The sequence below is a fragment of the Aureimonas sp. AU20 genome, assembly GCF_001442755.1.
Taxonomy (GTDB): domain Bacteria; phylum Pseudomonadota; class Alphaproteobacteria; order Rhizobiales; family Rhizobiaceae; genus Aureimonas.
The window spans coordinates 1,632,028-1,654,478 of sequence record NZ_CP006367.1; the positions used below are offsets into that span (position 1 = coordinate 1,632,028).

Below are 22,451 nucleotides of genomic sequence, written 5' to 3' on the forward strand. Positions count from 1 at the left end.
GGGTCCTTTCAGGACTTGGTGAGATCGGTACCGAGCGACAGCCGGCTGGAGCGACGGATACGGAGCTCGGGCTTGATGAGTTCCACTCGCTCCACGGCCGGCTCGCCGTTCAGCCGGGCGAGGAGGGCGCCCGCGGCCCGCTCGCCGACCTCGCTCTGGCCGTTGGAAACGGTGGTGAGCGGAGGCATGGCGATGGCCGCCTCGTCGATATCGTCATAGCCGCAGACGGCGATGTCGACCCCCGGCCGCAAGCCGGCGCGCGACAGGCCGTACATGAGGCCGAGCGCCACGAGATCGGAAAAGCAGACCACGGCGTCCGGCCGGTCCGGCAGCGCCAGAAAGTCCCGCGCCGCGTCGAAGCCGGAATGACGCGAGCGCGGCCCCCTGATCCACCATTCCGGCCGCACTTCCAGGCCGGCCTCTTCCAGCGCGTTCTGGTAGCCGCGTTGGCGGTCGCGCCCGGTCGAGGTCTGGTCGGTGCCGCCGATCAGCGCGATCTTGCGATGCCCTTCCTCGATGAGATGGCGCACCACGAGAGACATGCCGTAGGTGTCGTCGCCTCGGAAGGAGGTGACGCCCGAACCCTCGACGGTGCGGGCGATCAGCGTCACCGGCAGGTCGTTGGTCTCGGCCAGATGAATGTCGGAGGGCGGCGTGCCGATGGCGGGCGAGAGGATCAGCCCGTCGGCGCCGAGCTGCAGCAGCGTGTCGAGAAAGGCGCGCTGCTTGGCGAGGTCGTCGTAATGGTTGCAGAGAATGAAGGTCTGGCGATGGCGGCCGAGCTCGTCCTCCACCGACTTCAGGATCTCGCCGTAGAACGGGTTCATGATGTCGTGGACGCAGACGCCGACGATGCCCGACTTGGAGGTGCGAAGGCTGGCCGCGCGTCGGTTGTAGATATAGCCGGACTGCCGCGCCTCTTCCTTGATGCGCTCGCGCGTCGCTTCCGCCACGAGCGGGCTGTCGCGCAGGGCCAGCGAGACCGTGGCCGTTGAAAGGCCGAGCGCTTCGGCGATCGTCGATAATTTGACCTTTTGAGCCACCTATACGCCGTTCCGCATCCGTCCGGTTGTCCTTGGCCTAAGGGTTTAAGGACTGGCCGAGCCCGGCGCAACAGGAGCCGGCGGGAAGCTGCGCAGCGGCGGGGCGGATGCGCCGGGCGCGCTAATCCTCGGTTTCCGCCAGATCGACGCCGTCCGGCGTGCCGAGATTGCGCTCGATGCGGCGCAGGAGCTTGCGCAGGGTCTTGCGCTGCTTGGCCGAAAGGCCGGCGAAGGCCTGGCGCTCGGTCTCGACCTGCGCGCGGCGCACGCCCTCCACCAGCGATTCGCCCCGTTCGGTCAGATGCACCGTGCTGCCGCGCCGCTCGGCCGTGCCCGCGCGCTTTTCCACGAGATCCTGCGCGGCGAGGCGGCCGATGGTCTTGGTGACGGTGGGCGGGCGCACCGACAGTTTCTCGGCGAGATCGCGCAAGGTCAGGCCGCGATCCTCCGCAATGGCGAGAAGCGCGGCGTCCTGGCCGGGATGAAGGCCTTCTCCGGCCAGCCGAACGGAAAGCGTGGTGCGGGCGGCGCGCGAGGCGAGCGTCAACTGGCTGAGAAGTTTCCGCTTGTTCTTCTTTCCCCTCATGCCGCTCCCTTGCTTGGCAGGTGTAACGGGCAGCATGGACCGGAGCCCCTGTCATAGTCCATCGCAAACCCGAGCCGGCGCCAGTTTGCAGGCCAAACCCAAGGGGCTTAAGACCCGAGGCGAGGTTCAATCAGGGAAGGCCGCCATGCCGACGCTCGCCCAGCGCTACGAGGAGAACACCACGGCCGATCTGGCGGCGCTGGGCCCCGCGCTGGCGCGCGCCGTCGCCGTGGTGCCGCTGGCTGCAATCGAGCAGCACGGGGCGCATCTGCCGCTCGGCACGGACGCGATCATCGCCGATGCCATGGTGGAGCGGGTTCTGGCGCGCCTGCCCGAAACGCTCGCCGCCACAGTCCTGCCGGTGCAGCGGATCGGCACTTCGCACGAGCATGGAAGCTTTCCCGGTACGCTGTCCTTGGACTGGCGCACGGGCGCGGAAACGCTGCTGCGCATCGGCGAGGGGCTGGCGCGCGCAGGCTTTCAGCGCATGTGCTTCGTGTCCTCGCATGGCGGCAACACGCAGGTGATGGAACTGGCCGCACTGGATCTTCGCCGGCGCTTCGGCCTCCTCTGCGCCACCGCAGGCTGGCAGCGATTCGGTCTGCCGGACGGGCTCGTCCCGGAGGCGGAGCGGGCGGTCGGCATTCACGGCGGCGCGGTGGAAACGGCGCTCATGCTGGCCTTCCGGCCGGACCTCGTGCGGGCGCAAAGCGTTGCCGACCAGCCGTCGCGCCAGAGCGATATGGCTCTGGAGCTGCGGCATCTCAGAGCCCACGGCAGACTCGGCTTCGGCTGGCTGGCGGAGGATCTCAATCCCGTCGGCACCGTGGGCGACGCCCGGCTGGCCTCGGCGGCGATGGGCGAGGCGATTGCCGACCATCAGGCGCGGGGCTTCGTGGAATTCCTTGGCGACATCGCCCGCTTCGATCTTGGCGCGGGGCTCGTGCAATCGCCACGAGGCGGGACTATATCGGGCGGACCTGTCATGGAGTGACCCCGATGTCCGACTCTGCTCGCGGCTCCGAAAACCAGATTCCCGTCACCGTTCTCACCGGCTATCTCGGCTCCGGCAAGACGACGCTGCTCAACCGGATTCTCTCCGAGAACCACGGCCAGCGCTACGCCGTGATCGTGAATGAGTTCGGCGAGATCGGCATCGACAACGACCTCATCGTCGAGACCGACGAAGAGATCTACGAGATGAACAACGGCTGCATCTGTTGCACCGTGCGCGGCGATCTCGTGCGGGTGGTGGAGAATCTGACCAAGCGCCCCGGCCGGTTCGACGCGATCATCGTGGAGACGACGGGCCTCGCCGACCCCGTGCCCGTGGCTCAGACCTTCTTCATGGACGAGGACGTGCGCGCCAAGACGCGGCTCGACGCCGTGGTGGCGCTGGTGGACGCCAAGCACCTGCCGCTGCGCCTAAAGGATTCGCGCGAGGCCGAGGATCAGATCGCCTTCGCCGACGTCGTGCTTCTCAACAAGACCGACCTCGTCACGCCGGAAGAGCTGGCACGCGTCGAGGCGACGGTTCGCGCCATCAACCCGCATGCCGTGATCCATCGCAGCGAGCGCTCCGCGATCGACCCGCGCCGCGTGCTGGGGCAGGGCGCCTTCGACCTGAAGCGCGTGCTCGATCAGGATCCGGAATTCCTTGAGGAAGCCGCCCACGCGCATGACGACCATGTCTGCGGCCCCGACTGCGACCACGACCACCATCATCACGACCATAGCCATGGTCACGACCACCATGCCCACGGCCATGACGACCATGCGCATCACGACCATGGTCACGATCACCACGACCATCATCATCATGGCGAGGCTTCGCCGATCCACGACGTGACGGTGATTTCGGTTTCGCTGCGCGGCGGCGAGGTGGACCAGCGCAAGTTCTTCCCCTGGATCCAGAACCTGACGCAGACCGAAGGGCCGAACATCCTGCGCCTCAAGGGCATCATGGCCTTTGCCGGCGATCCCGATCGCTATGTCGTGCAGGGCGTCCACATGATCATCGAGGGCGACCACCAGCGCGCCTGGCGCGAGGGCGAGGCGCGCGAAAGCCGGCTCGTCTTCATCGGGCGCGAGCTCGACGCCAAGCGTCTGGAGCGCGAGTTCCAGGCGTGCCTCGCCAAGTCCAGCGAGGCAGTCGGCGCCTGATGCCGCAGGTCGTTCCCTATAGCTTCGACAATCATGTCGAGACGGCGCTTTTCCTGGGGGAAGCGCCGGTCTTCGCCCTGTCCGATGGCACGGTGCGCTTTCCCGCCGGCGGTGAGCGGGTGGTGGAGGCGCACAAGGGCGGCCTCGTCACCGCCCGGTTCGACCCGTTCTCCAACCGCCTGCTGACGGGCGGGGAGGACGGGCGCGTCGTGTCCATCCTGCCCGATGCCGGCCAAGCCGAACTCGGCTCGGCCGGGCGCAAGTGGGTTACGGCCGTTGCCGGCGGGCCGGGCGGCGCGCTCGGCTTTGCCGCCGGCCGCTCGGCCTTCGTGCGCGAGGCCAAGGGGCCGGTGCGCGAATTCGCCCACCCGCGCACGGTGGAGGATGTCGCCTTCGCGCCCAAGGGCCTCCGGCTCGCGACCGCGCGCTATGACGGCGCCAATCTCTACTTCGCCGGCACCGATGCCAAGCCGCAGGAACTGGAATGGAAGGGGCCGCATTCCGACGTCTTCTTCTCGCCGGACGGCCGCTTCCTCGTCACCGTGATGCAAGAGAACGCCCTGCATGGCTGGCGGCTGGAAGACGGCAAGCACATGCGCATGACCGGCTATCCAGCCAAGGTGAAGAGCTGGTCCTGGTCCGCCAAGGGGAAGTTCCTGGCCACCTCCGGCGCCCCGGCGGCGATTCTCTGGCCTTTCTCGGCCAAGGACGGGCCGATGAACAAGGCGCCGCTGGAACTCGGCACGCGCGGCGACACGATGGTGACCGCCGTCGCCTGCCACCCGACCGACGACATCGTGGCGATCGGTTATGCCGACGGCATGATCCTCGCCGTGCGCATCGCCGACTCGAAGGAAGCGCTCTTGCGGCGCGGCGGTTCGGGCGTGGTGCGAACGCTCGGCTGGGACGCGAAGGGCCGCTTTCTCGCTTTCGGTTCGGACAGCGGCGACGCGGGCGTCATCGACATCGCAGGCTAATGCCAAACCCGCCGAGGCTGACCTCGGCGGGTTTGCTTTAATCCGGCAGCGTCTGGGCCTCTGGTCTCAGGCCGCGGCGGCAAGGTCGCCGGCCGCGCTCTCCCGCCCCGTCGGCACGATCAGCCCGGCCGCTTGGCGCAGGGCGCCCCGTTCGAGTTCCAACCCCAGCAGCCGATGCCGCTCGAACGGGCCGGGCATGACGAGGCCGGCGGCGTGCTCGGCGCAGAAGCCGAAGCGCTCGTAGTAGGGCGCATCGCCCACCAGAACGATCGCCTTGTGACCGCGAAAGGCGGCCTCCGCCACGGCGCGGCGCATCAGGCTAGCGCCGATGCCCAATCCTTCGAAACCAGGCAGGACCGCCAGCGGGCCGAGCAGAAGCGCGGCGACGGGCGCGCCGTCCCGCACACCGGCGGCGACGTTCCACAGGCGAACCGTGCCGACCAGCGCGCCGTCCTCGCTCTCCGCCACTAGCGACAGGCCGCTTGCGGGCAGCCGGCCGCGCCGGATCGCTTCGGACGATTTGCGCGTGCGCCCGGTGCCCATGGCCGCGTCCAGCAGGGCTTCGCGCGCCGTCAGGTCCGCCGCCGTTTCAGCGCGCAGATGCACCTCCGCTCGGGCGCGGAGAAGTTCGAACAGGGAAACGGGACGCGCGGCCATGGGGCGATCCTCGAAACGGGGGACGAACGAACTCGCGCCTCAGTCGAAGACCGACGCGCGCGGGAGCGAAAGCGACCGGCCGGGGCTTGAGAGCACCGGCCAGACCAGAAACGTGCAAAAGAAAAGGCGAGGCCAGGGGCGGCCTCGTCGCCATCGGTTCGGCCCCAACACCTGCGCCCTGGAAAGGGCGACCGGCGCGGGGCTCGGTTTCTTGGAGTCGGTGTCGGCGCCTTTTACGGCGCCGCCATCACGATCAGATGACGTAGGAGCGCAGCGGCTCGAAGCCGTTGAAGGCGACCGCCGAATAGGTGGTCGTATAGGCGCCCGTGCCCTCGATCAGAACCTCGTCGCCCACTGTCAGCGAGATCGGCAGGGGATAGGGGGTCTTCTCGTAAAGCACGTCGGCCGAATCGCAGGTCGGTCCGGCGAGCACGCAGGGCTCCTTGCGGTCCTCGTCGCGCGCCGTCACGATGGGATAGCGGATCGCCTCGTCCATTGTCTCGGCGAGGCCGCCGAACTTGCCGATGTCGAGGAAGACCCAGCGATTGGCGTCTTCCACCGACTTCTTCGACACGAGCACGACCTCGGCCTTGATGACGCCGGCATCGCCCACCATACCCCGGCCCGGCTCGATGATCGTCTCGGGCAGGCGGTTGCCGAAATGGCGGCAGAGGCTGGCGAAGATGGCGCGGCCATAGGCCTGCGCGCTCGGCACGTCCTTGAGGTAGCGGGTCGGGAAGCCGCCGCCCATGTTGACGAGCGTCAGCGTGATGCCGCGCTCGGCCAGCGTGTTGAACACGAAGGCCGCGTCCGCCAGCGCGCCGTCCCAGGCCTGTGTGTCGCACTGCTGCGAGCCGACATGGAAGGAGACGCCGGTGGCGACCAGGCCGAGCGCCTGGGCATGGGTGAGCACATCCACCGCCATGGCCGGCACGCAGCCGAACTTGCGCGACAGCGGCCATTCGGCGCCCGCGCCATCGGTCAGCACGCGGCAGAAGACGCGCGCGCCAGGGGCGGCGCGGGCGACCTTCTCGACCTCTTCCACGCAGTCCACCGCGAAGAGCGAGACGCCGAGCGCATGGGCGGCCGCGACATCGCGCTCCTTCTTGATCGTGTTGCCGTAGGAGATGCGGTTCGCGCTCGCGCCGGCGTTCAGCGCCATCTCGATCTCCGCCACGGAGGCGCAGTCGAAATTGGAGCCGAGCGAGGCGAGGAGGCGCAGGATCTCGGGCGCCGGGTTGGCCTTCACCGCGTAGTAGATTGCCGAATCGGGCAGCGCGCGACGGAAGGCCTGGTAATTGTCTTCCACCACGTCGAGATCGACCACGAGGCAAGGGCCGGTGGGACGTCGGGTGGCGAGGAAATCGATGATGCGCTGCGTGGCCATGGGATAGCTCCGGTAAACCGCGGGGGTTGACGAGGAGCGCACGCGATCAACCCCACGAGCGGCCGGTGGAGACCCCGCTCATGGACTGAACGCGAAACGCGACAGACGACCGGTCCGAACGGCCGGGAGGCCGCGCAGGAACGGAGGATTGTGCCATGGCTTGGAGGGCTTGAACCCGCCGCACTTCAGGCAAGGATGGTGTGCCTCTGCAGTATTCCCGGAGATGGAGACCGGGAGAGACCAGAAAGGCCCGCACCGTCGTTGCTTCAAGGCGTCCACGATTTCGCCAGCAGCGAAACCGACCTGGAGACTAAACTCCAGTGACCGACCCGGTGATCTTCGCATTCGAAGGACCGGGGGACGCCCACAGGCACGTGCGACATTGGGCAGAGGCGGATATAAGTCCACCGGTCGGCTCAGACAAGCAAAAAATTCACCCTCTTCGGTGGATGTGAACCTGCTAAGGAAGCCAGTCTTCCGGTGTCGTCGGACGGCAACACAGGTCGGTTTTAGGCAAGGAACATGTGCCGATGGATACGTTGACCCGGATGCGCGCTTTTTTGTCCGTGGTGGAGAGCGAGGGCTTCTCCGCCGCCGCGCGCAAGACCGGCCGCTCCAAGGCGCTTCTGTCAAAATACGTGCGCGAGCTGGAGGACGAACTCGGCGTTCTCCTCATCAACCGCACCACGCGGCAGGTGGCCCTGACGGCGGCGGGCGAGATCTACGTGGCGCGCGCCTCCACCATCCTGGCCGATCTGGCGGCCTTGAACGAAGAAGCGCGCGAGGCGACCGGCGAGGCGAAGGGCGCGCTCCGCGTGACCGCCGCGCGCACGTTCGGCGACGCCGAGCTCGGGCTCAGCCTCGTGGAGTTCTCGGCCGCCCATCCCGACATCTCGCTCGACCTTCATCTCAACGACAGTTTCGTCAATCTGGTGGAGGAGGGCTTCGACGTCGCCATCCGCATGACGCGGCTCACCGATTCATCGATGATCGCGCGCCGGCTCGGCCAGCTCGACTTCGCCATCTGCGCGACGCCGGAATTCCTGCGCGAGCACGGCGTGCCCACCCATCCCACCGAAATTTCGCGCATGCCGGCGGTGATCGATTCCAACGCCAAGGCGCTCTACAACTGGACCTTCCGCGACCCCAAGACGGGCGACCCGATTCCCATCAACGTCTCCGGCCGCTTCTCCGCGAACTCGCCCTACACGGTTCGCGCCGCGACCTTGGCCGGCCTCGGCGTCGCGCTGATCCCCGAATTCGTGGTGCGGCAGGACATCGCCGACGGGCGTCTGGTGTCGATTCTCGATGAATTCGTGCCGCACGATGCCGGCATCTACGCGGTTTTTCCCCATCGCCGACATTTGCCGGCGCGAACGCGCGTGTTTGTTGACTTCTTGGCAACCTGGTTTCGAAAGAATTGCCCGGGTCGCGAGCCCGCCGCTTGACCGCCTCGGTCGTGGCGGGGCCGCTTTGATCCGAGGTCAGTCCATGGTCCGCTTCCGCGCACTTGCCGCTTGCGCCGCTTTCACCCTTTCCCTCGCCTTCGGCCCTGCGCCGGCTCTTGCCGCCGTGCCGACCGCCGACCGGCAGGAGACGCTGTTCCTGGGCGACTACGAGCCGGGGACGATCGTCGTCTTCACCGGCGCCCGCCAGCTCTTCCTCGTCACCGGCCACGAGCGGGCGCTGAAATACGACATCGCGGTGGGCAAGCCGAGCGAGCAGTGGTTCGGCACGAGCTGGGTGTCGAAGAAGCGCCTCAACCCGATCTGGGTGCCGACGCCCTCCATGCGCGAAGCCAAGCCCACCCTGCCGGTCTCGGTCGGCCCGGGACCCAGCAATCCGCTCGGCAAGCGGGCGATGAATTTGGGCTGGGGCACCTATCGCATCCACGGCACCAACTCGCCGAACTCCATCGGCTCGGCCGCCTCCGCCGGCTGCTTCCGCATGCGCAACGCCGATGTGGAAGACCTGTTCGAGCGCGTCCATGTCGGCGCGCAGGTCGTGGTGCTGCAGTAGCGCTGGTGCGAGGCGGGGCGAGCGGGGCGCTCCCGCTTGCCTTGTCCCCAATTTGGCCGTTCTTTGCCCGTCCAACGAAGCGAATCGAACGGGGACTGCGGCATGAATCGCAAACGGATGGTGCGGGCGGGCGCTGGCGCGCTGGCTCTATGTCTTTCCGCCACCGGTCTGGCGAGCGCCCACCCCCATGTCTTCGCCGATTCGAAGATGGAGATCGTCGGGAACAAGGAGGGCAAGCTCGTCTCGCTGCGCAACATCTGGCGCTTCGACGAGCTTTTCTCCTCCTCGGTCGTGGTGGACTTCGACAAGAACGGCAACGGCAAGCTCGACCCGCCCGAACTCGAGGAGGTCGGCAAGACCGTTCTTGGCTCCATCGCCGAATGGGAGTTCTACACGTTCGTGTCGATCGGCGGGCGCGACATCAAGCTGAAGCCGCCGCATCAGATCCGCGGCCTGTTCGACCATGGACAGCTGACGCTGTTCTTCGAGATGGTGCCGGCCGAGCCGGTGGACCTCACCAAGCAGAAGGTCACCTTCTCGGTCTATGACGAAAGCTATTTCGTCGCCTTCGATTTCGCCGACGAGAACAGCTACCAGCTGCTCGACCTGCCCAAGTCCTGCAAGAAGAGCTTCACGCGGCCGGACCCGGACGCCGACGCGTCGGAATGGATGAACTCGGTCTCCATGCTGAAGCCCGACCAGAAGCTGCCCGACGACGGGGTGAACTTCTCGCAGCTTCTGGCGACGCGCATCGACGTGACCTGCGCGCCTTGAGAGCGCGCTGAACCCCAAGCTTGGCTTCTGCTTCGAGCGATCCCGAAAGGCCCCTCCATGCGTTCGTCCCTGCGCCTTGCCGGTCCCACGCTGGTTCTTCTCTGCCTGTTCAGCGGGGTGGCCCTCGCGCAGTCCTCGCTCGGCATCGGCAATGCGGAGGTGACCACGGTGCCGAGCGGACCGCTGGCCGGGGTCTTCATGGAAATCCTCAGCATCCAGCGCGCCTTCTTCGTGGATCTGCGCCATGCGCTGGTCGGCATCAGGGACGGGCAGGGCGGGCTGTCCTGGCTGGTCGGCCTGTCCTTCGTCTACGGCGTGTTCCACGCCGCCGGGCCGGGCCACGGCAAGGCTGTGATCTCCTCCTACATGCTCGCCAACGAGGTGGAGTTGAAGCGCGGCATCGCACTGTCCTTCGCCTCGGCGCTGGCCCAAGGCCTGTCGGCGGGCCTCATCGTTGCCTTCGGCTGGGTGGTGCTGCGCGGCACGTCGATGTCGATGACGAAGGTCGCCTTCGGTCTGGAACTCGCCTCCTATCTTTCGGTCGGCCTGATCGGCCTTTGGCTGGTCCTTCGAAAGGGGCGGGCGCTTCTGCGCCGCCTGCCGTCGCTCGCGCTTCTGCTGCGTCCGACGGGACGGGGGCCGGAGGGGCTGGCCTTCGCCGGGCAAGGCACCTTCTCCGATGCAAGCCAGCGCCGGCCCCGGCACCTGCAGCGAGCCTCGGGCGCCTATGGCGCGGATGTCTGCGACGATGCGGCGGGAGACGCCTGCGACTGCGGCCGGCCGCATATCCTGGCCCCGGCCGAGCTCAGCGCAGCCGGCTTTTCCTGGCGCTCGGGTCTGGCCGCCGTGGTGGCGATCGGCCTGCGCCCCTGCTCGGGCGCGATCGTGGTGCTGACCTTCGCGTTGCTCAACGGCCTCTACGGCAGCGGCGCGCTCTCGGTCGCCGCCATGGCGCTGGGCACGGCGATCACCGTGTCGGCGCTTGCCACGCTCGCGGTCCTGGCGAAGGACGTGGTTTTGCGCCTCGGCCAGGGCGCGGCGCGCCTGCGCCCCTTGCGCGCCGCGCTGGAACTGGCCGGCGCGCTGCTTCTGGTCTTTCTCGGCTTCGGACTGCTCCTGGCCTCGCTGCCCTGATTCAGCGCCGCCGGGCGTCGCGGCGCTCGGCGCAGGCCTTGGCGAAGGCTTCGAAAATGGCGCGCGAGGGCGCGTCGCTCATTGCCCAATATTCCGGGTGCCACTGAACGCCGAGCGCGAAGCTTGCGGCGGCGGGCACCGACACGGCCTCGATCGTTCCGTCCTCGGCCCGCGCCTCGACCGCAAGCCCGTCGGCCAACCGGTCGATCGCCTGCCGATGTAGCGAATTGACGGCGAAGGGCGCCGTGCCCACGAGCCCCGCCAGCCGGCCGCCCGGTTCAGGGCTCACGGGATGGCGAAGCGCGAAGCGCTCGCTCTGCTCGGGATGGGACGGCGCGCGATGGTCCATCCGCCCGGCCGCATCCTGGATCTCGGTGGCGAGCGATCCGCCCAGCGCCACGTTCAGCTCCTGATGCCCTCGGCAGATCGCCAGAAGCGGCACGCCGCCTTCGATCGCCTTGCGGATCATGGCGAGCGACAGCCGGTCGCGCGCGGGGTCGAAGGGCTCGTGGGCCGGGCTGGGCTCGACGCCGTAAAGCGCGGGATGGACGTTGGACACCGACCCGGTGACGAGCACGCCGTCGATCCGCTCGAACAGGAGGTCGAGATCGCTCTCCTCTGCCAGCGCCGGCACGATCACCGGCAGCGCGCCGGCCACGTCCCGGATCGCCGCGAGATAGGTGCTGGGGCTGGCGTGCCAGGAATAGTTCTCGAACTCCCTGACATCGGCCGGAACCGCCACGAGAAGCCCGTTCGCGCTCATGAGACTTGTCACCTTTCCCGCCAAAATCGGCCCGCTCGGCCCTGAACCTGTCGCATGGCATACGCCCCGGCGCCCCTGCAAGCCCTGGGTCAGCCGCAGGGCGGCGGCGCCGGGCGGCGTTAACACCTCGTTAACCCTAACCGAACTTTAATCAATCCTGCGAGGAGCTTAACGGCCGGTTCCTCCCGCCGGCCATCTCCTCAAACCGATTGTTTCAACCCAGCGCGACGCCACAGCTCCCGTGCGGCAGAGCTTTTGCGCGCCTTGTGAAAAGGCATGCCATGATCCCCGTTCTGTCCATCGGATCTCTCAAGACCTCCGGTTCCTCCACCCTGGCCTTGGCGCTCGCGGGCGTTGCCTCGGCGGCGGACATTCCCGTCGTGCTCATCGACGCGGCGCGTGACAAGGACCTCGTGGAATGGGGCACCAAGCCCGGTCGCCCCGAGCGCTGCACGGTCGAGGTGGCCGACGACGAAATGGCGCTGGAGCGTCTGGTACGCGCTGCGCGCCGTCGCGGCGAAGTCGCGATCATCGATGCCGGCGACAATGCCGATCTCCTACGCGCCGGTGCCCGCCTTGCCGACCGGGCGTTGATCCCGGTGCGCTTCTCGCCGCTCTCGGCCTATGCCGCGCTCGCCACGGACCAGCTTCTGCGCATGGAAATGGGCAAGGGCCGACGCGACCGCGACTGGGCCTTCGTCGCCAGCGCCGTGACCACCATTCCGAGCCGTATCGCGCGCACCATCGAGACGATGATCGAACGCTCGCCCACCCCGCGCCTGGAAACCGGGCTGGTGCAGCGCGCCGCCTATGAGGCGTCCTTCCTCCATGGCGGTACGCTGTTCAACCTCACCGAAGAGCATGTTTCGGGCCTAGACCGCGCCCGCACCGAGGCCACGATGCTGGCCTATGAGGTCGGCCTTCTGGGCGAGCGCTTCGGCTCGCAGGGCACGGGCCACATCGAGAGCGGCTACGCCCGCGCCGCCTGATAGTCGATGTCGATCCTTTCTGGAATGGGCCGGTGCGCGAGCGCCGGCCTTTTTCGTGTCGGGCTATGCCCTTGGTGTAGGCCCGCATCGGCCCTATAGATCGGCTCATGCGCCGCCCCAGTCCCACCGACGAGCCCAAGCCCCCGAAGCCGATCACGGCCGACTGGCTTTTTCGAGCCGCCGCCCATTATCTCGAGCGCTATGCCGCCAGCACGGCGCATCTGAAGCGCGTCCTGGCGCGCAAGGTGACGCGGCGCGCTATGCTGCGCGGCGAGGACGCGTCGGCCTTTTCCGGGCTGGTGGACGAGACGGTCGCGCGTTTCGTGGAGCTGAAGCTGCTCGACGATCGCGCCTTCGCCGAGGCCAAGCTCGCCAGCCTTCGCCGGCGCGGCGCCTCGCGCCGCCACAGCGCGATGAAGCTCAGCGAGAAGGGCGTAGATCGCGAGACGGTGGCGAGCGTGATAGAAGCCGACGAGACGGACGAGGAGGGCGCGGCCAGGGCCTTGGCCAAGCGCCGCCGCCTCGGGCCGCATCGCACCAGCGGCCGGGCCGAGCGGCGCGACAAGGACATCGCCGCTCTCATGCGCGCGGGCTTTTCGTACTCCGTCGCCATGGCCGCCATCGACGCCGAGCCCGAGCCGGACACGTTCTGAACAACGGTCATTATTCGATCGTGCAAGCGAGACTGCGGCGCGATCGATTGCGCCACTTTCGGGGAACCATCCCGAATCGCCTCCGTTAGCTCCCCGAACGGCCCTGTGGTGCCGCGCCGCGAGCGGCGCTTCGCAGCATCCGAAAGGGCCGCCAATACGCAAGAGGATTTTCCCATGCCGAGCATCAAACAGGCAAAGATCGCGATTCTCGCCACGGATGGTTTCGAGCAGTCCGAGCTGACGGTTCCGCTGGAAAAGCTGAAGGCAGCCGGTGCTACCGTGCATGTCGTCTCGCTCAAGAGCGGCGAGATCAAGGGCTGGGACCAGACCGACTGGGGCAAGAGCGTGCCAATCGACAAGGTGCTGTCGGATGTGAGCGTGTCCGACTACGACGCGCTCGTTCTGCCGGGCGGCCAGATCAACCCTGACAAGCTGCGCGCCGAAGAGCAGGCGGTCTCCTTCATCCGCGATTTCTACAATTCCAAGAAGACACTGGCCGCGATCTGCCATGCGCCCTGGCTTCTGATCGAGGCTGGTGTCATCAAGGGGCGCGACGTCACGTCCTTCAAGTCGATCAAGACCGACGTCGAAAACGCGGGCGGTCGCTGGCACGACGAGACCGTGGTGACGGATCAGGCGCTCATCACCTCGCGCAACCCCGGCGATCTCGACGCCTTCGTGGCGAAGATCATCGAGGAGGTCGAGGAAGGTCGGCACGAGAAGCGTCAGGCCGCCTGACGACGGTCTCAGAAGATTTCTAATGGCGGGGCGTCTTCGGGCGCCCCGTTTTCGCATCCATGCGTCAGCTCGATTGCCCGGCCTCCCGCTTTTGGCTATTCAGGGACAAGCTTTGAGCGATCGCGGGGGAGGAAAGCATGGCGGAGCATTCGGGTTTCGAGGTCGGCAAAAGCGCGCCGATGGACTACCGCGAGCATCAGAAGACCTATCTCGGTTTTCTCTGGCTGGTGAAATACGGCACGGCCGGCATCATCGCCATTCTGATCGGCATGTTGATGGGCCTCATTGTCGGGGCCGGCGTCATCATGAGCGTTCTCAGCGTTATCATCACCATGGTGGTTCTGCATTTCGCCGTTCTGAAGGGCGACGAAGTCACGATGAAGCACTGACGGTGCGCGGCTCCGGCCGTAGCGTTCTCAAGCAATGGCCTTCAAACGAAAAAGCCCCGCCGCGAGCGATCGCGGCGGGGCTTTTTCGTTGGTGGTGGATCAGGGCTTGTAGACGACGCCCGCCGACCCTGCGTCTTCCAGCGTCAGTCGGGCGACACCCACCGTCGCGTTGACGCCTTCTTGGATCTGCAGGCTGGTCGGCTGCAGCGTGAAGCCGCGATCCGGCCCGCCGATCAGCGACTTTCCGCCGAAGCCCGCGGCGAAGGAGGCGTCGATGCTGGTGCCATAGTAGCGGCCGGCCAGTGACTGGGGCTCGCCGCTAGTGAAGCTCCCCGCGAGGACCGACCAGACCATGCGGGTGCGCCCGGTAATGCCGAGATCAATGCCGTAGGTGTCCAGCGTCCCGACATAAGTCTCGGTCGCCTTGAGGCGGCCGAACGGGGCATAGGTGCAGAGCACCGTCTCGCTGGACGTGACGATCTGGTTGATCGTGCCTTGGCTGCGGCAGGTGAGGGTGCCGACCTTGGCGCCGGCGGAAGCGGGCGCGATGGAGGCGGCGAGGGCGAGCGCGCCGAGCGCGGCTGTGAGGGGGAGTTTCATGGTCTGCGATACTCGTGCTGACAAAGACTATATCGCATCAACCCCTTAGGTCGCTCTCTGGTTTCGCGCTGCGGAAAGATTTCGTTCACAAAGATTAACAGAGGTCACGAACCGTCGCCGGATTGGCTAATGAAAAACCCGCCGGCGCAGCGGCTGCTGCGTCGGCGGGTCGGGTCTTTGCGGAGGCTGGAAGCCTTTGGCGTCAGGCGCCGGGGGCCGAGCCGCGCGTGCGCGAAACGCCGTCCTTGGCCGGCTGGTAGTTGGGGTCGAGCTGCGCGGCATGGGCGAAGGAGCGATAGGCCTTGGCCTTATCGCCGCGCGCTTCCAGGACGAGGCCCTGGTTGGCCCAGAACTCGGCGCGCTTGCCGTCGAGCTGGATGGCGCGGTTGATGTCGTCCGTCGCGTCCTCGACATTGTTCAGCGCGAGATAGGAGATGGCGCGGCCGGAATAGGGCTCGGGCGCATTGGCGTCCATCGAGATCGCCGTCGAGAAATCCTCGATCGCCTGCCGATGCTGGCCGTCGAGCTGATAAAGAAGGCCGCGATTGTGGTAGGCGCGCGGATCAGTCGTGTTGAGGTCGATCGCCTTCTGGAAATCGACCAGCGCCTCGCGATTGCGATTGGCGACGCGGTAGATGTTGCCGCGTCCGATATAGGCCGTGTCGTAGTTCGGGTTGATCTGGAGCGCGCGGTTGTAGTCCGCCACCGCTTCCGGATTCTTGTTCATCTGGCGCAGCACCAGCGCTCGGTTGGCATAGGCTTGGTAGAACTTCGGATCGAGCTGGATCGCGGTCGAGAAATCCTTGATCGCCCGATCGTTGTCGCCCGAGCGGCCATAGGCGATGCCGCGCACGTTGTAAGCTTCGGGATTGCTCGGATCGGCGTTCACCGCCGAGGTCAGCGACGAGAGGTTCTGCGAGGAACCCTGCGCCTGATCGAGCGCGATCGACTGGAGCGCCGGCCCGGTCTGGCAGGCCGAAAGGGCGAGGCCGGAGGCGGCGAGCAGGATGCCCGGCGAACGGAGGAAGGCGGCGAGGGGACGGGCTTTCGTCCAGCAGGTCTTCGTGAGATTGAACACGCGGCGACTTCCTTCAAGGCACGGCGATCAAAGCCGGACGAATCCAGCGAGATGGTCTTGTGGCTGGCTCGGACAAGGGCCTCGGGCCGGCGCGCCAGAATAAGGGAACAAGCTTGTGCGGACCCGGCCACAGGCCGACGCGAATGGCAAGGCGCCCGGAATCACGATGCCGTTTGGCAACTCGGTCGGCGCAAGCCAAAACGCAAGCAGTGAGCGTCGCGCCTCCATTCGCCGAGCGGGGCCGGTCCCAAACGGGAAGAGGCGACGCAGCCCTTTGCCGCGTCGCCTCTCTCAATGCTTATAAAACGCGAGCCGTGCGATTAGCGCGCAACGGCCGGCTTGGCGCGGCCGCCGGCCACGAGGCCTTCGCGCTGAGCCTGCTTGCGAGCCAGCTTGCGAGCGCGACGAACCGCCTCGGCCTTCTCGCGAACGCGCTTCTCCGAGGGCTTCTCGTAGAAGTTGCGCATCTTCATCTCACGGAAGACGCCTTCCCGCTGAAGCTTCTTCTTGAGAGCGCGGAGAGCCTGATCGACGTTGTTGTCGCGAACGAGTACCTGCACAGAATGATCCGTTTCCAAGGGTTCAAAAGTTGCGCGGAGGGACGGCGGTGCACGCCGCGCCTCCCGCGGGAAGCTGTCTTCCCGTCATCGTGGCGGCTTCCATATCAGAAGGTCGAGCCGCTGTCGAGCGTCAACGCTCCTCCGCTCGGCTCTTTGGTCCGCCGCCCGCAGATCCCTTGCCGCCACCGTCCGGCTCGGCCAGCGCCTGACGGAGGATATGGCGAAGGGCATGCAAGGCAAGGGTCGCATCCTGCGCCGCCGGGTCTCTTCTATCGGTCAGCGCGTCGGACGGCGACAGGTTGACCGAGCCCGTCTGGCGGAAAAAATGCCCGACGCCCGAGCGCAGGGCCGCGATGTCGGCCCGGCACTGGGCGATCGTCCCATCGAGCGGGTCCGGCGCGTCGGCCGGGCGTTCGGGCGCGCCAGCTTCGGCCGCCGTGCTGGCGAGCCGATGGCCCCAATAGGCCAGCGCTGCCAGACGCAGGAGGCCCAAGCGCACGAGGCGGCGGCGCGGGGCGGAGATCCAGCCGCTTTCCAGAGGGCGCACGGCGGCCACGATGTCGAGATGGCGCCGGTCGAGCGCTCGCGTTACGGCCAGCACTTTCCAGGCCGAGGCATTGCCGCGCCGATTCTCCGAGAATACCTCCAGCAGCCGGTCGAGCTCGCCGAGGAAATGATCCACCGCGCGCCGGGAGATGGTCTCCGTGCGTTGCGGGAAGACGAAGAAGGACACGATCGTACCCGCCAGTGCGCCGACCAGCGTCTCCTTCAGCCGGAGCAGGAGTAGGTCGGGCGAGAAGCTGCCCAGAAGTCCGTAGACCAGCGACAGGCCCACCGTCATGAAGAAGGTGAGCGCGCCGTAGGAGATCTGGACGAGATAGAAGGCCGCGAAGATGCACGCCACGATGAGGCCGACGGAGGCCGCGAAGCTTCCGTGCAGGAGCGTCGCCACCACCATGCCCACCACGATGCCGGCTGCTGTGCCGATGGCGCGATCGACGCTGCGCAGAACCGCGTCGCCGCGCGACTGCGTGTTGACGAAGACGAGGAAGGCCGTCAGCACCGCCCAGAACCAGCGCTGCTCCGACACCCAGAGCCCACCCGCCATGGCCAGCGCGCAGGCCAGCGTCACCTGCAACGCCAGCCGAAAGGCTGGCTCACTGTGCCAAGCGTGAGCCGGCCCCATGGCCTTGGGCAGGGCCAGCGCGGGTCCTTCGAGCTCGGTGGCGCTCAGCCCGCCGGCCATGCGGCGCAGGTCGAGCCGGGACTTGGCCAGCCGATCGAGGGCCGAGGCGAGACGGCCCCCCGAATCAGCATCGCCCTCGCGCTCTTCCAGGGCGGCGGCCAGCGTCGTTTCCGTGGCGAGGTGAAGGTCGAACAGCTTGATCGCGAGCTTGGAGGCCAGCGTGTTGCGCGCCGCGCCTTCGGCGTCGTCCGGCAGCAGGCCTTCGGCGACGGCGATGGCATTCTTCACCGCCTGCTCGGCAGCGATCGCCTCGCGCCGCGCCTCGGGCGGCCAGCCCGCGCGCTTGCCGGCTCGAGTGCGCGACACCATGCTGCCGATTCGCTCCTCCACCGCGCGCAGGGTCTGCGCGAAGTCGAAGGCCGGCCGATCCGGCAGCAGATATTCGCGCACCGCATGGGCGACGAGGCCGGAAAGGCAGAGCGCCAGCGCGACGGAGGGCAGGTCAGCGAGAGCGGGCCGGAAATAAGCGCCAATGAAGCAGGCCATGAAGGCGAACATGCCGACCGCGTTCCACCGCACGCCCCATTTGCGGGCATAGACGGCGAGGAACGTGACGGCGAGAAACAGGCCGTCGATCAGCCAAGGCCGGTTTCCCAGCACGGAAGCGAACCCGAGCGTTCCAAGACCGGCCAGCGCGCAGAACAGGCGCGTCCGTGCGCGGGCGGCCAGCGTCCGGTCCTTGATCGCGACGGCATTCTGGAAGGCCAGGGTCAGGCCGGCCGAGAAACTGGCGACTGACAGCGTCAGAAAGCCCGTGAGCACCGCCAGTGTCAGGCCGACGAAGATGATGGTCAGGGTAACGCGCGCGGCCATGCGCAGGCGCACGAGGCCGGGGTCGGAGCCGGTGATCCGGCCGCGCACGCGTTCCAGAAATAGGCCGGTAGAAGGGCGGTCGGCTTGCAGCATGGCCATGGCTTGAAGCGAGGCCGGCCTTGCGTCAACCGGCTTGCGGCAGGGCGGCGCGCGATCTGAGGCCATTCAGGCGGCGGACGGCGCGATAGGGTAGTCGGGAAAGAAAAACGCGCTTCGCCATCTGGAAGCCCGGCGCTCCAGACCATTTACCTCTGCGTGGAGCCTTTGACGAAGGCCCGCCCTTTGCTGGCGCCCCCGAGGCGCCGCGCGAGTATGGAGTGAGGAAATGGTCGATATTGTGGATCGTGGCGCAGCCGCGGGTTTTGGGGCTCGCCGTATCTCATGGGGCGCGATCATCGCGGGCACGATCCTGACGCTCGTCGTTCAGATCATGCTGGCGCTGCTCGGCCTGGGCATCGGCTTGGCGACGATCGATCCCACCGCGGATGGGTCGCCTTCGCTTAGCACCTTTTCCTCGGCCGGTGGCCTCTGGACCGCGCTCACGGTTCTGATTGCGACCTTCGTCGGCGGCTATGCGGCGGCCCGCTTCGCCGGCACCACCACGCGCCGCGACTCGGCCCTTCATGGCATCACGACCTGGGCAACCTCGACGCTCGTGGTCATCTATCTTCTGACGAGCGGCGTTTCGGCGCTGGTGTCCAACGCCTTCGGCGCGCTGGGCTCGACCATCTCGACGCTCGGCTCGGCCGCACAGTCGGTCGTGCCGAACTCCATTGACTCGCTGCCGCCACAACTTCGCGATCAGGCACGCCAGCTTCTGGCACGCGGTCAGCAGCAGGCCGATCAGGCCGCCAACACCGCGCAGACGGAAGCCAACCAGGCCGCCGACAACGCGCGCCAGGCCGCAGGCACGCAGGATCTCGGCTCGGCCGTCTCTGAAATCTTCAAAGGCCTTGGCCGCGACGCGACGCCGGAGCAGCGCCAGTCCGCAGTGAACGCCATTTCCTCGCAGGCCGGCATCAGCCAGCAGGAAGCCGAACAGCGCCTGAACCAGTTCCAAGGCCAGTACGACCAGGCGATGGCGCAGGCGCGCCAGGCGGCAGCGGAAGCAGCAGACACGGCGTCGACCACGGCCTTCGTCGCCTTCATCGGCCTGCTGCTCGGTCTCGTCGTCGGCGCCGTCGGCGGCGTCCTGGGCCGCACGGACCGTCTCGCCGGCTACTACAGGGACTGATCGTTCCGACCGGTGCGGTCAAAATGGATCAAAGGAAAAGGCGGGCTTGGCCCGCCTTTTTCATGTTCGCTGTCTGAAGCGCCAGCGTGAACGCGAGACCTCTCTCGCGACGCGCTGTCAGAAGTAATTCAGGAAATACAGGCTCGAGGCCAACGCTATACCGAGCGCGGCGGAGGGCCAGAGGGCCGACATGGAGCGGCCATAGTTCACCTGCGGCTGCTGCGCTTCGATCTCCGCCAAACGGCTCGGCAACGGCCGGTGACTCCTCAGAGGCCGGGTGGCAGAGACGGGAAGGGCTGCGCCTAGTGATGCCAGGTCGGCCCTGCCGTTCGTGCGGCCGAGCTTGAGTTCGCCGCCGCTGAGCAGCGTCGGGTCGCATCCGAAGCCTGCGGGAAACTTCGTCTGCCCTTGCATAAGCGTCTTCTCCGTCACGTCCGAAGAGAAACGCGGGACGCATTAACCAGTTGCAACGAATTTGAACCTCAGCTCCAAAATTTCAAACGATTTTAATACCTTGCACTCTCTCGCGCCATCTTTACGCCCTTCACCCCAGCCGGCAAAAGGCTGTCTCAGGCCGCCGGCGAACGCGCGGACCGGAAGGAAAATGGGGAAATCGATGCTGAGAACCGACACCGTCCGCAAGATCCTGTCCTGGTACGAGGGCGAAACGCCGGGCCTGAAGTCCAATCTGTCCCGTCTGCTCATGCATGGACGTCTTGCCGGCACCGGTCGTGTGGTGATCCTGCCCGTCGATCAGGGCTTCGAGCACGGCCCCGCGCGCTCCTTCGCGCCCAACCCGGCTGCCTACGACCCGCATTATCTCTACCAGCTCGCGATCGAGTCAGGCGTTTCGGGCTATGCCGCGCCGCTCGGCCTCCTGGAGCAGGGCGCCGACACGTTCGCTGGCGAGGTGCCGTTGATCCTCAAGCTCAACAGCGGCAACTCGCTGGTGACCAAGCAGGACCAGGCGCTGACCGGCACGGTCGAGGACGCGCTGCGGCTCGGCTGCGTCGGCGTCGGCTTCACCATCTATCCCGGCGCCGACGAATCCTACGGCATGATGGAGGAGCTCCGCGAGATCACCCTGCAGGCCAAGTCGCGCGGGCTGATGACGGTGGTCTGGTCCTATCCGCGGGGCGGCAAGGTGTCGAAGGCCGGCGAGACCGGCGTCGACATCATCGCCTATGCCGCTCACATGGCCGCGCTGCTCGGCGCCACGATCATCAAGGTCAAGCTACCGTCCGACAATGTCGATCTGGCCGAAGCCAAGTCGACCTACGAGAAGAATGCCATCCCGATCGCGACCGCCGCCGATCGCGTGCGACACATCATGCAGGCCTCCTTCGCCGGCAAGCGTATCGTGGTCTTCTCCGGCGGGGCCGCCAAGAACACGGACGAGCTGATGGACGAAGTTCGCGCCATTCGCGAAGGCGGCGGCAACGGCTCGATCATCGGCCGCAACTCCTTCCAGCGCTCGCGCGAGGACGCTCTTAAGCTCCTGGCCGAGGTCATGGACGCCTACGCCTAAGGACCCGCGACGACATCTGCGCGCGGGCGACAGCCGGCCGATCGACCCGTCGGGCTTTTGTTCCGGCTTTCGAGCGGCTTGCGCCGCAAGTGCTTGTACTCGCGCGGGCGGACCGCTACCTGCAGGGGCGGGGGGACGATGCGTCCCTCCGCCTTTTCAGGTTCGGGGACTAGGCGGTCGGCGTCCGTCCTTCGAAGTCGAGGGAGCCGGTCCTGGCATGAAAGACGAACATCGCCTGACCCGCAACGAGACCCTGGTCCTTACCGTGCTGCGGGAGGATTGCGGTCCCCAGACCGCCTATCAGATCCTCGACCGGCTGCGCGGCGATGGGTTGAAAGCGCCGCTTCAGGTCTACCGCGCCTTGCGCTCCTTGTCGGACCGGCATCTCGTGCACCGGCTCGAGAGCCTCAACGCCTTTGTCGCCTGCAACCACCATCATGGCGACCATCACCACGCGGCGGTCTTCTCGATCTGTCAGGCCTGCGGGCGCGTCAGCGAGGCGACGGACCCGGCCCTGGACGAGGCGCTGGCCAATCTGGCCCGGCGCGAAGGTTTTGCACTGCGGGATGCCGCGGTCGAGATGCGCGGCTTGTGCAGCGCCTGTGTGGAATCGGGGCGCGAGGCCAAGCAGGCCTCCTGACCGCCTCGACATCGTGGCAGGATTCGGGCGTGATCGGGGCAAACAGGGTCTTCGTCGCGCCTAGCGTCTAGCCGACGCGACGGGCGAAGGGACCGAAATCGGCTTCGGGCAAGCCGCCGATTTTAGAATCCCGCTCTCTTTCGCAATTGCGAGCTTCAACTCTTCATTACATCTGCCGACAAGCGTGATCGGCCTCCCAAAATCAGCGGAAAGCCTTTCTGTGTCAGAGGTTTGACCGGAATGGGGCGATCCGGCTGAGTTAAGCAAGGCTTAAGATAGTCGCGGTATTTCTCTTACCGAACGCTGATGACGGTCTGAGGCCATGTTGCCCACCTGCCACACAGCGGTCGGTATCGAAATTGGTGCCATTGTTCGGGCACGGTGTCGAACCATAAATCATCGCAACCCCGAGGCAATCGGGTCAAAACTTCCGGGCCAGAAGGCTCGGCAGCACTAACGTCGCCCCGGCGACAGTGGAGT

The 22,451-nt window shown here is 66.9% G+C and carries 24 protein-coding genes; 14 read left to right on the top strand and 10 right to left on the bottom strand.

The annotated features are described in order from the left end of the window. Nucleotides 1–8: 8 nt before the first annotated feature. Nucleotides 9–1,043 (bottom strand): LacI family DNA-binding transcriptional regulator, encoded by a 1,035-nt coding sequence (locus M673_RS07145; RefSeq protein ID WP_061974848.1) that lies wholly within the window; start codon nucleotides 1,041–1,043, stop codon nucleotides 9–11. Between the two features lie 121 nt (nucleotides 1,044–1,164). Further along, nucleotides 1,165–1,629 carry a MarR family winged helix-turn-helix transcriptional regulator gene (locus M673_RS07150; RefSeq protein WP_148639993.1) on the bottom strand — a complete coding sequence of 155 codons (465 nt, stop codon included), beginning with the start codon at nucleotides 1,627–1,629 and terminating at the stop codon, nucleotides 1,165–1,167. A gap of 145 nt (nucleotides 1,630–1,774) precedes the next feature. Between M673_RS07150 and M673_RS07155 the strand changes: the two genes are divergently transcribed. The 3 genes from M673_RS07155 to M673_RS07165 are packed head-to-tail and all read left to right on the top strand — an operon-like array spanning nucleotide 1,775 to nucleotide 4,769. Continuing rightward, nucleotides 1,775–2,623 (top strand): creatininase family protein, encoded by an 849-nt coding sequence (locus M673_RS07155; RefSeq protein ID WP_061974852.1) that lies wholly within the window; start codon nucleotides 1,775–1,777, stop codon nucleotides 2,621–2,623. Between the two features lie 5 nt (nucleotides 2,624–2,628). Next, on the top strand, nucleotides 2,629–3,792 hold the full coding sequence (locus M673_RS07160; protein ID WP_061974854.1) for a CobW family GTP-binding protein: 1,164 nt from the start codon (nucleotides 2,629–2,631) through the stop codon (nucleotides 3,790–3,792). Next, nucleotides 3,792–4,769: a WD40 repeat domain-containing protein gene (locus tag M673_RS07165; protein WP_061974856.1), complete on the top strand. Its 978-nt coding sequence runs from the start codon at nucleotides 3,792–3,794 to the stop codon at nucleotides 4,767–4,769. Before M673_RS07160 ends, M673_RS07165 begins: the two co-directional genes overlap by 1 nt. Before the next feature lie 66 nt (nucleotides 4,770–4,835). Here the strand turns inward: M673_RS07165 and M673_RS07170 are convergent, their stop codons facing one another. Continuing rightward, complete coding sequence (locus tag M673_RS07170) at nucleotides 4,836–5,426, bottom strand: GNAT family N-acetyltransferase (protein WP_061974858.1); 591 nt, start codon at nucleotides 5,424–5,426, stop codon at nucleotides 4,836–4,838. Nucleotides 5,427–5,679: 253 nt separating this feature from the next. Continuing rightward, nucleotides 5,680–6,813 carry an ornithine/lysine decarboxylase gene (odc2, locus tag M673_RS07175; protein ID WP_061974860.1) on the bottom strand — a complete coding sequence of 378 codons (1,134 nt, stop codon included), beginning with the start codon at nucleotides 6,811–6,813 and terminating at the stop codon, nucleotides 5,680–5,682. Nucleotides 6,814–7,343: 530 nt separating this feature from the next. Here odc2 and M673_RS07180 point away from each other — a divergent pair. The 4 genes from M673_RS07180 (at nucleotide 7,344) to M673_RS07195 (ending at nucleotide 10,740) form a co-directional block, all read left to right on the top strand. Next, the gene (locus tag M673_RS07180; RefSeq protein ID WP_061974861.1) at nucleotides 7,344–8,261 is read left to right on the top strand and encodes a LysR family transcriptional regulator; all 918 of its coding nucleotides are present in this window, start codon (nucleotides 7,344–7,346) and stop codon (nucleotides 8,259–8,261) included. A 43-nt stretch (nucleotides 8,262–8,304) separates the two neighbouring features. Beyond that, a complete protein-coding gene (locus tag M673_RS07185; protein ID WP_061974863.1) occupies nucleotides 8,305–8,832 on the top strand; it encodes a L,D-transpeptidase in 528 nt (175 codons plus the stop codon). Nucleotides 8,833–8,934: 102 nt separating this feature from the next. Then, nucleotides 8,935–9,606: a DUF1007 family protein gene (locus tag M673_RS07190; RefSeq protein ID WP_061974865.1), complete on the top strand. Its 672-nt coding sequence runs from the start codon at nucleotides 8,935–8,937 to the stop codon at nucleotides 9,604–9,606. 57 nt (nucleotides 9,607–9,663) lie between these two features. After that, the gene (locus M673_RS07195) at nucleotides 9,664–10,740 is read left to right on the top strand and encodes a nickel/cobalt transporter (RefSeq protein ID WP_061974867.1); all 1,077 of its coding nucleotides are present in this window, start codon (nucleotides 9,664–9,666) and stop codon (nucleotides 10,738–10,740) included. 1 nt (nucleotide 10,741) lies between these two features. On the opposite strand, the gene M673_RS07200 is transcribed toward M673_RS07195, so the two are convergent. Continuing rightward, nucleotides 10,742–11,503 carry a gamma-glutamyl-gamma-aminobutyrate hydrolase family protein gene (locus tag M673_RS07200; RefSeq protein WP_061974869.1) on the bottom strand — a complete coding sequence of 254 codons (762 nt, stop codon included), beginning with the start codon at nucleotides 11,501–11,503 and terminating at the stop codon, nucleotides 10,742–10,744. Nucleotides 11,504–11,784: 281 nt separating this feature from the next. On the opposite strand from M673_RS07200, the gene M673_RS07205 reads away from it, so the two are divergent. The 4 genes from M673_RS07205 to M673_RS07220 all read left to right on the top strand — a co-directional run bounded on the left by M673_RS07205 (nucleotide 11,785) and on the right by M673_RS07220 (nucleotide 14,272). After that, nucleotides 11,785–12,492 carry a hypothetical protein gene (locus M673_RS07205; RefSeq protein WP_061974871.1) on the top strand — a complete coding sequence of 236 codons (708 nt, stop codon included), beginning with the start codon at nucleotides 11,785–11,787 and terminating at the stop codon, nucleotides 12,490–12,492. Between the two features lie 107 nt (nucleotides 12,493–12,599). Beyond that, complete coding sequence (locus M673_RS07210) at nucleotides 12,600–13,145, top strand: regulatory protein RecX (RefSeq protein ID WP_061974873.1); 546 nt, start codon at nucleotides 12,600–12,602, stop codon at nucleotides 13,143–13,145. A gap of 174 nt (nucleotides 13,146–13,319) precedes the next feature. Next, nucleotides 13,320–13,883 (top strand): type 1 glutamine amidotransferase domain-containing protein, encoded by a 564-nt coding sequence (locus tag M673_RS07215; protein WP_061977714.1) that lies wholly within the window; start codon nucleotides 13,320–13,322, stop codon nucleotides 13,881–13,883. Nucleotides 13,884–14,020: 137 nt separating this feature from the next. Then, complete coding sequence (locus M673_RS07220) at nucleotides 14,021–14,272, top strand: aa3-type cytochrome c oxidase subunit IV (protein ID WP_061974875.1); 252 nt, start codon at nucleotides 14,021–14,023, stop codon at nucleotides 14,270–14,272. Between the two features lie 99 nt (nucleotides 14,273–14,371). Here the strand turns inward: M673_RS07220 and M673_RS07225 are convergent, their stop codons facing one another. The 4 genes from M673_RS07225 to M673_RS07240 all read right to left on the bottom strand — a co-directional run bounded on the left by M673_RS07225 (nucleotide 14,372) and on the right by M673_RS07240 (nucleotide 18,662). Continuing rightward, nucleotides 14,372–14,872 (bottom strand): DUF992 domain-containing protein, encoded by a 501-nt coding sequence (locus M673_RS07225; protein ID WP_061974877.1) that lies wholly within the window; start codon nucleotides 14,870–14,872, stop codon nucleotides 14,372–14,374. A gap of 202 nt (nucleotides 14,873–15,074) precedes the next feature. Next, nucleotides 15,075–15,950, bottom strand: a complete 876-nt coding sequence (locus M673_RS07230) for a tetratricopeptide repeat protein (protein WP_061974879.1) — start codon at nucleotides 15,948–15,950, stop codon at nucleotides 15,075–15,077. Nucleotides 15,951–16,270: 320 nt separating this feature from the next. Next, nucleotides 16,271–16,510, bottom strand: coding sequence for a 30S ribosomal protein S21 (rpsU, locus tag M673_RS07235; RefSeq protein ID WP_061974881.1), 240 nt, complete (start codon nucleotides 16,508–16,510; stop codon nucleotides 16,271–16,273). Nucleotides 16,511–16,640: 130 nt separating this feature from the next. Further along, nucleotides 16,641–18,662, bottom strand: a complete 2,022-nt coding sequence (locus M673_RS07240) for an FUSC family protein (RefSeq protein WP_187301308.1) — start codon at nucleotides 18,660–18,662, stop codon at nucleotides 16,641–16,643. A gap of 232 nt (nucleotides 18,663–18,894) precedes the next feature. On the opposite strand from M673_RS07240, the gene M673_RS07245 reads away from it, so the two are divergent. Next, nucleotides 18,895–19,803, top strand: a complete 909-nt coding sequence (locus M673_RS07245) for a hypothetical protein (protein WP_061974885.1) — start codon at nucleotides 18,895–18,897, stop codon at nucleotides 19,801–19,803. A gap of 117 nt (nucleotides 19,804–19,920) precedes the next feature. Here M673_RS07245 and M673_RS07250 read toward each other — a convergent pair whose 3' ends face one another. Continuing rightward, entirely contained in the window at nucleotides 19,921–20,217 is a 297-nt protein-coding gene (locus M673_RS07250; protein ID WP_061974887.1) for a hypothetical protein, read from the bottom strand. Between the two features lie 202 nt (nucleotides 20,218–20,419). Here M673_RS07250 and M673_RS07255 point away from each other — a divergent pair, with 202 nt between their 5' ends. Both M673_RS07255 and M673_RS07260 read left to right on the top strand, forming a co-directional pair. Continuing rightward, nucleotides 20,420–21,331: a class I fructose-bisphosphate aldolase gene (locus M673_RS07255; protein ID WP_061974889.1), complete on the top strand. Its 912-nt coding sequence runs from the start codon at nucleotides 20,420–20,422 to the stop codon at nucleotides 21,329–21,331. 217 nt (nucleotides 21,332–21,548) lie between these two features. Beyond that, complete coding sequence (locus M673_RS07260) at nucleotides 21,549–21,971, top strand: transcriptional repressor (RefSeq protein WP_061974891.1); 423 nt, start codon at nucleotides 21,549–21,551, stop codon at nucleotides 21,969–21,971. Nucleotides 21,972–22,451: the final 480 nt, after the last annotated feature.

Excerpts from the sequence above, each read along its gene's own strand:
- M673_RS07195 (WP_061974867.1), top strand. The coding sequence starts at position 9,664 with ATGCGTTCGTCCCTGCGCCTTGCCGGTCCCACGCTGGTTCTTCTCTGC.
- M673_RS07240 (WP_187301308.1), bottom strand. The coding sequence starts at position 18,662 with ATGCTGCAAGCCGACCGCCCTTCTACCGGCCTATTTCTGGAACGCGTG.
- M673_RS07150 (WP_148639993.1), bottom strand. The coding sequence starts at position 1,629 with ATGAGGGGAAAGAAGAACAAGCGGAAACTTCTCAGCCAGTTGACGCTC.
- M673_RS07215 (WP_061977714.1), top strand. The coding sequence starts at position 13,320 with ATGCCGAGCATCAAACAGGCAAAGATCGCGATTCTCGCCACGGATGGT.
- M673_RS07255 (WP_061974889.1), top strand. The coding sequence starts at position 20,420 with ATGCTGAGAACCGACACCGTCCGCAAGATCCTGTCCTGGTACGAGGGC.
- M673_RS07155 (WP_061974852.1), top strand. The coding sequence starts at position 1,775 with ATGCCGACGCTCGCCCAGCGCTACGAGGAGAACACCACGGCCGATCTG.
- M673_RS07200 (WP_061974869.1), bottom strand. The coding sequence starts at position 11,503 with ATGAGCGCGAACGGGCTTCTCGTGGCGGTTCCGGCCGATGTCAGGGAG.
- odc2 (WP_061974860.1), bottom strand. The coding sequence starts at position 6,813 with ATGGCCACGCAGCGCATCATCGATTTCCTCGCCACCCGACGTCCCACC.
- M673_RS07245 (WP_061974885.1), top strand. The coding sequence starts at position 18,895 with ATGGTCGATATTGTGGATCGTGGCGCAGCCGCGGGTTTTGGGGCTCGC.
- M673_RS07170 (WP_061974858.1), bottom strand. The coding sequence starts at position 5,426 with ATGGCCGCGCGTCCCGTTTCCCTGTTCGAACTTCTCCGCGCCCGAGCG.
- M673_RS07205 (WP_061974871.1), top strand. The coding sequence starts at position 11,785 with ATGATCCCCGTTCTGTCCATCGGATCTCTCAAGACCTCCGGTTCCTCC.
- M673_RS07185 (WP_061974863.1), top strand. The coding sequence starts at position 8,305 with ATGGTCCGCTTCCGCGCACTTGCCGCTTGCGCCGCTTTCACCCTTTCC.
- M673_RS07225 (WP_061974877.1), bottom strand. The coding sequence starts at position 14,872 with ATGAAACTCCCCCTCACAGCCGCGCTCGGCGCGCTCGCCCTCGCCGCC.
- M673_RS07180 (WP_061974861.1), top strand. The coding sequence starts at position 7,344 with ATGGATACGTTGACCCGGATGCGCGCTTTTTTGTCCGTGGTGGAGAGC.
- M673_RS07160 (WP_061974854.1), top strand. The coding sequence starts at position 2,629 with ATGTCCGACTCTGCTCGCGGCTCCGAAAACCAGATTCCCGTCACCGTT.
- M673_RS07250 (WP_061974887.1), bottom strand. The coding sequence starts at position 20,217 with ATGCAAGGGCAGACGAAGTTTCCCGCAGGCTTCGGATGCGACCCGACG.
- M673_RS07220 (WP_061974875.1), top strand. The coding sequence starts at position 14,021 with ATGGCGGAGCATTCGGGTTTCGAGGTCGGCAAAAGCGCGCCGATGGAC.
- M673_RS07210 (WP_061974873.1), top strand. The coding sequence starts at position 12,600 with ATGCGCCGCCCCAGTCCCACCGACGAGCCCAAGCCCCCGAAGCCGATC.
- M673_RS07165 (WP_061974856.1), top strand. The coding sequence starts at position 3,792 with ATGCCGCAGGTCGTTCCCTATAGCTTCGACAATCATGTCGAGACGGCG.
- M673_RS07190 (WP_061974865.1), top strand. The coding sequence starts at position 8,935 with ATGAATCGCAAACGGATGGTGCGGGCGGGCGCTGGCGCGCTGGCTCTA.
- M673_RS07260 (WP_061974891.1), top strand. The coding sequence starts at position 21,549 with ATGAAAGACGAACATCGCCTGACCCGCAACGAGACCCTGGTCCTTACC.